The 6,081-nt window shown below is 68.5% G+C and carries 6 protein-coding genes; all 6 read left to right on the top strand.

The genetic code is table 11. The features are described from left to right. On the top strand, nucleotides 1-730 hold a 730-nt coding region (locus PUR71_RS06530), incomplete at its 5' end, for an ABC transporter ATP-binding protein (RefSeq protein ID WP_329925374.1). Nucleotides 731-908: 178 nt separating this feature from the next. After that, nucleotides 909-2,528 carry a peptide ABC transporter substrate-binding protein gene (locus tag PUR71_RS06525; protein ID WP_329925373.1) on the top strand — a complete coding sequence of 540 codons (1,620 nt, stop codon included), beginning with the start codon at nucleotides 909-911 and terminating at the stop codon, nucleotides 2,526-2,528. Between the two features lie 114 nt (nucleotides 2,529-2,642). Continuing rightward, nucleotides 2,643-3,569, top strand: a complete 927-nt coding sequence (locus tag PUR71_RS06520) for an ABC transporter permease (protein ID WP_329925372.1) — start codon at nucleotides 2,643-2,645, stop codon at nucleotides 3,567-3,569. A 76-nt stretch (nucleotides 3,570-3,645) separates the two neighbouring features. Further along, nucleotides 3,646-4,560, top strand: coding sequence for an ABC transporter permease (locus PUR71_RS06515; protein WP_223242083.1), 915 nt, complete (start codon nucleotides 3,646-3,648; stop codon nucleotides 4,558-4,560). 16 nt (nucleotides 4,561-4,576) lie between these two features. After that, nucleotides 4,577-5,629 (top strand): ABC transporter ATP-binding protein, encoded by a 1,053-nt coding sequence (locus PUR71_RS06510; protein WP_329925371.1) that lies wholly within the window; start codon nucleotides 4,577-4,579, stop codon nucleotides 5,627-5,629. 13 nt (nucleotides 5,630-5,642) lie between these two features. Continuing rightward, the coding region (locus PUR71_RS06505) for an ATP-binding cassette domain-containing protein (protein ID WP_329925375.1) at nucleotides 5,643-6,081 on the top strand (439 nt) is incomplete at its 3' end.

Here is a 6,081-nt window from a genome sequence, read left to right as displayed (position 1 = left end):
GGTGTTCCAGGACCCGTACACCTCGCTGAACCCGCGCATGACGGTCGGCGACATCATCGGGGAGCCGTTCGAGATCCACCCCGAGGTGGCTCCGAAGGGCGACCGCCGCAAGGCCGTCCAGGACCTCCTGGACGTCGTCGGCCTGAACCCGGAGTACATCAACCGGTACCCGCACCAGTTCTCCGGCGGTCAGCGCCAGCGCATCGGCATCGCCCGCGGCCTCGCGCTCAAGCCCGAGATCATCATCTGCGACGAGCCGGTCTCCGCCCTGGACGTGTCCGTGCAGGCGCAGGTGATCAACCTGCTGGAGCAGCTGCAGGGCGAGTTCGGCCTGTCGTACATGTTCATCGCCCACGACCTCTCGATCGTCCGGCACATCTCCGACCGCGTCGGCGTGATGTACCTCGGCAAGATGGTCGAGATCGGCACGGACGAGGAGATCTACGAAAACGCCACGCACCCGTACACCCAGGCGCTGCTGTCCGCGGTGCCGGTGCCGGACCCGACGGCGCGCGAGAGCCGTGACCGGATCATCCTGACCGGCGACATCCCCTCGCCGGCCAACCCGCCGTCCGGCTGCCGCTTCCGCACCCGCTGCTGGAAGGCGGAGGACCGCTGCTCCGAGGAGATGCCGCTGCTCGCGGTGCCCTCGCTGCTCAAGGGCCCGGCCGCGCACGAGTCGGCCTGTCACTTCGCCGAGGTGCGCGAGACGGAGACGGCCGCGGCCTGACCGACGGCACCCTGAGGTACCCGGAAGGGCCCGTGGCTTCCCGCCACGGGCCCTTCCGGCGTTCCGTCAACTCGGCGGGGGGTCACCCGCACCCGTCCGGGTGCACCCGACTCGCGCCGTCGCCGGGGCGCGCTTCTCATGGGGTGTGATGCGACACACACCATGAGGAGGGACCTCCATGCCCGTAGCCGCCCGCGCTCGTTGGGTCCTCGCCGTTGCGACGTCCGTGGCCCTGGTGGCCACCGGGTGCAGCAGCGGCGGAGGTGGCAGCAGTTCGTCGGACACCAGCAAGACCTTCAGTTACCAGAGCAACGAGCCGCAGAACCCGCTGCAGCCCGCCAACGCGAACGAGGTCGGCGGCGGTCGCATCATCCAGAACCTCTTCAAGGGACTGGTCGACTACAACCCCAGCAACGCCCAGCTCCGCATGCAGGTCGCGAGCGCGATCGACACCAGCGACTCCCAGACCTTCACCGTCACGCTGAACGACGGCTGGACGTTCCACGACGGCACCCCCGTGCAGGCCAAGAACTTCGTCGACGCCTGGAACTGGGCCGCCAGCCCGGCGAACAACCAGATCAACAGTTCCTGGTTCTCGGACATCGAGGGCTACCAGGACGTCCACCCGGCCACCGGCAGTCCGACGGCGACCAAGATGTCCGGGCTGACCGTCACGGACAACCTGCACTTCACCATCAAGCTGAACCACAAGGTCTCGTACTTCGAGTACAAGCTCGGGTACATCGCCTTCTCGCCGCTGCCGGACGCCTTCTTCAACGACCCGGCCGGGTACGGGCAGAAGCCGGTGGGCAACGGCCCGTACCAGTTCGTCAGCTGGGCGCACAACAGCCAGGTGGTCACCAAGTCCTACCCGGGCTACAAGGGCGTGGACAAGCCGAAGAACGGCGGCATCGTCTTCAAGATGTACACCTCCTCCGAGGCCGCGTACGCCGACCTGCAGTCCAACAACCTCGACGTGATGGACCAGGTCCCGCCGTCCGCGCTGGCGACGTACAAGAGCGACCTCGGCGACCGGGCGGTGGACTCCCCGCAGGGTGCCATCCAGAACATCGGCTTCACGCTCTACCAGGCCGACTGGGCCGCGCCCGAGAAGGCCCAGGTGCGTCAGGGACTGTCGATGGCCATCGACCGCGCGACCATCACCAAGACCGTGTTGCAGGGCTCCCGGGCGCCGGCCAGCGCCTGGGTCGCCGAGGGCGTCCAGGGCTACAAGGCCGGAACATGCGGGGACTTCTGCAACTTCGACGTCGCCAAGGCCAAGCAGCTGATCCAGCAGGGCGGCGGCGTCCCCGGCAACAAGGTGCTGATCACCTACAACGCGGACGGCGGCCACAAGGAGTGGGTCGACGCGGTCTGCAACTCGATCCGGCAGAACACCGGTGTCGAGTGCCTCGGTGACCCGAAGCCGGACTTCAAGACCGCCCGCCAGGCCATCACCTCGCACCAGCTCAACGGCGCGTTCCGCACCGGCTGGGTCCAGGACTACCCCCTGAACGCCAACTTCCTGGCCGACGTGTACCGCACCGGTGCCGCCTCCAACGACACCGGCTACAGCAACCCCCAGTTCGACCAGATGTCCACCCAGGCCGACGAGGCCCCGAGCGTCAGCGACTCGACGACCGGTTACCAGCAGGCCGAGGCCGTGCTCGCGTCCGGCATGCCGACCATCCCGCTCTGGTACTACCGCACCAACTCGGGCTACTCGACCAAGGTGCAGAACGTGACCTTCGACTCCTTCGGCAACCCGGCCTGGACGCAGGTCGAGGTCAAGGGCTGACGCCCCGGCCCTGATCCCCTCGCGCCGGCCCCGCCCTCCCCACACGGAGGGCGGGGCCCGGTCTCCCGGCCGACCGGCTCCCCCCCCGGTCGGGCATCTAGGAAGGAGGCCCGGATGGGCAGTTACGTGCTGCGGCGGGTGCTGCAGATGATTCCGGTGTTCTTCGGCACCACGTTCCTGATCTTCGTGATGGTCTACACGCTGCCGGGCGACCCGGTGGTGGCCCTGTTCGGCGAGAAGGCCGCCGATCCGTCCGTGGTCGCGAGCATCAAGCACACGTACTACCTGGACCAGCCGCTCTGGAAGCAGTACCTGCACTACATGGGGAACCTCTTCCAGGGGGACTTCGGCACCAGCTTCACCGGCCGCCCGGTCGCTGACATCATGGCGGACGCCTTCCCGGTCACCATCCGGTTGGCACTGCTGGCCTTCGTCTTCGAGATCGTCGTGGGCCTCGGCTTCGGCGTGGTCTCCGGGCTGAAGCGCGGCAGCATCGCGGACACCGTGGTGCTGGTCCTGACCCTGGTGGTGATCTCGATCCCGGTCTTCGTGCTCGCCTACATCGCCCAGACGGTGTTCGCCACCAACCTGGGCTGGGTCACGCCGACGGTGCAGGACAGCTACGACCTCACCCAGCTGATCCTGCCGGCGGTCGTCCTGGCCTCGCTCTCGCTCGCGTTCGTCGCCCGGCTCACCCGGACCTCCATCGGCGAGAACCTGCGGGCCGACTACATCCGGACCGCGACCGCCAAGGGCCTGCCCCGGCGGACCGTCATCACCCGTCACCTGCTGCGCAACTCGCTGATCCCCGTGATCACCTTCCTGGGCACCGACCTCGGTGCGCTGATGGGCGGTGCGATCGTCACCGAGGGCATCTTCAACGTGCAGGGCATCGGCAACGTCCTTTACCGGGCGATCAACCAGAAGGAAGGCCCGACCGTGGTCGGCATCGTGACCGTGCTGGTGATCATCTACCTGGTCGCCAGCCTGCTCGTCGACCTGCTCTACGCGGTCCTGGACCCGAGGATCCGCCTTGCCTGACATCCACGACGAGGACTCGTACGAACGACACCCCAAGCCGGGCGTGGACCGCCTGGACTTCGCGGGGGAGCAGGGCATGGCGGTCGAGCAGGAGACCCTGGTCGAACCCGACGTGGAGAAGCGGGAGCAGGCCCGCAGCCTCTGGGGCGACGCCTGGCGGGACCTGCGGCGGCGGCCGATCTTCCTGATCTCGGTGCTGCTGATCGTCCTGCTGGTGCTCATGGCGATCTTCCCGTGGGCCTTCACCGACGCCAACCCGCGCAAGGCCGACCTGGTGCACGACTACCTCAAGCGGCCCGACTGGACGGACTTCTTCGGCGCCGGCTGGTTCGGCTACGACGCCCAGGGGCGGTCCATCTACGCCCGGGTGATCTACGGCGCCCGCGCCTCGATCACCGTCGGCATCGTCGTGACCGCCGGGGTCACCCTGCTCGGCGGGCTGACCGGCATGGTCGCCGGGTACTTCGGCGGAGCCGTCGACGCGGTGATCTCCCGGATCATCGACATCTTCTTCGGCATCCCGCTGCTGCTCGGCGCCCTGGTGCTGTTGAACGGCTTCGCCAGCCGTACGGTCTGGGCGGTGGTGTTCGCGCTGGTCGTCCTCGGCTGGACCCAGATCGCCCGCGTCATGCGCGGCGCGGTGCTGACCGTCAAGCAGTCGGACTACGTGGTGGCGGGCCGGGCGCTCGGTGCCGGGACCGGGCGGCTGATGTTCCGGCACATCCTGCCGAACGCGGTCGCCCCGGTGATCGTGGTGGCGACCATCGCGCTCGGCGGCTACATCGCGACCGAGGCGACGCTGAGCTTTCTCGGCATCGGCCTGCAGGAGCCGACCATCTCCTGGGGCATCGACATCTCCTCCGCCCAGAAGGTGATCCGGACCGCGCCGTACGTGATGTTCTTCCCGGCCGCGGCACTGTCCATCACCGTGCTGGCCTTCATCATGATGGGCGACGCGGTGCGCGACGCCCTCGATCCGAAGCTTCGCTGAGCGAGGGGAGCACATCGTGAGTACAGCGGCGGAGACATCCGAGCGCGAGCGCGGGACCCCGTACGAGGGGCCGCTGCTCGACGTGCGGGACCTGCACGTCGAGTTCGTCACCAGGGACGGCGTGGCCAGGGCCGTGAACGGGGTCAACTACTCCCTCTCGGCCGGCGAGACACTGGCCGTGCTGGGCGAGTCGGGCTCCGGCAAGTCCGTGACCGCGCAGGCGATCATGGGCATCCTGGACATGCCGCCCGCCCGGATCCCGCGCGGCGAGATCCGCTTCCGGGGGCAGGACATGCTGAAGATGAGCAAGGAGGAGCGGCGCAGGATCCGCGGCGGGCGGATCGCGATGATCTTCCAGGACGCGCTGTCCTCCCTCAACCCGGTGCTGTCGGTGGGCTTCCAGCTCGGTGAGATGTTCCGGGCCCACCGGGGCGTCTCCCGCAAGGAGGCGAAGGACAAGGCCGTCGAGCTGATGGACCGGGTGCGCATCCCGGCGGCCAAGGACAGGGTGAACGACTTCCCGCACCAGTTCTCGGGCGGCATGCGCCAGCGCATCATGATCGCGATGGCGCTGGCGCTGGAGCCGGACCTGATCATCGCGGACGAGCCCACCACCGCGCTGGACGTGACCGTGCAGGCCCAGGTGATGGACCTGCTGGCCGAGTTGCAGGCCGAGTTCCACATGGGTCTGATCCTGATCACCCACGACCTCGGCGTGGTCGCCGACGTCGCGGACAAGATCGCCGTGATGTACGCGGGCCGGATCGTCGAGACGGCGCCCGTGCACGAGCTGTACGCGCGCCCCGCGCACCCGTACACCCGGGGCCTGCTGGACTCCATCCCCCGGCTGGACCAGAAGGGCCAGGAGCTCTACGCCATCAAGGGCCTGCCGCCCAACCTGCTACGGACTCCCCCGGGCTGCGCCTTCAACCCGCGCTGCCCGCTCGCGCAGGACATCTGCCGGGCCGAGGTGCCGGAGTTGTTCCCCGTCACCGAGGAGGACGGCACCGCGCTGGCAGGGCGGGGCAGTGCCTGCTTCTTCTGGAAGGAGACCCTCCGTGGCCGGTAACGGGGCGAGTGCGCTGGGCACGCTGGGGACCACACCGGAGGAGCTCGCGTTCGACCAGGACGTGCCGCGCGGCGAGCCGATCCTCGAAGTCCGCGACCTGGTCAAGCACTTCCCGCTGACCCAGGGCATCCTCTTCAGGAAGCAGGTCGGCGCCGTCAAGGCGGTCGACGGGGTCAGCTTCGACCTGATGCAGGGCGAGACGCTCGGTATCGTCGGCGAGTCCGGCTGCGGGAAGTCCACGCTGGCCAAGGTGCTGATGAACCTGGAGCCGGCCACCGGGGGATCCGTCCGGTACAAGGGTGAGGAGATCTCCCGGCTGTCGGGGTCGGCGCTGAAGGCCGTGCGGCGGAACATCCAGATGGTGTTCCAGGACCCGTACACCTCGCTGAACCCGCGCATGACGGTCGGCGACATCATCGGGGAGCCGTTCGAGATCCACCCCGAGGTGGCTC

The organism is Streptomyces sp. SP17BM10 (assembly GCF_036322405.1).
In the GTDB taxonomy this organism is placed as follows: domain Bacteria; phylum Actinomycetota; class Actinomycetes; order Streptomycetales; family Streptomycetaceae; genus Kitasatospora.
The sequence above is the reverse complement of the archived record's forward strand: the minus strand, read 5'-3'. Positions and strand labels throughout refer to the sequence as shown.

Bases quoted from the DNA above. Each gene is read 5' to 3' on its own strand.
- PUR71_RS06525 (WP_329925373.1), top strand. From the start codon at position 909: ATGCCCGTAGCCGCCCGCGCTCGTTGGGTCCTCGCCGTTGCGACGTCC.
- PUR71_RS06520 (WP_329925372.1), top strand. From the start codon at position 2,643: ATGGGCAGTTACGTGCTGCGGCGGGTGCTGCAGATGATTCCGGTGTTC.
- PUR71_RS06515 (WP_223242083.1), top strand. From the start codon at position 3,646: ATGGCGGTCGAGCAGGAGACCCTGGTCGAACCCGACGTGGAGAAGCGG.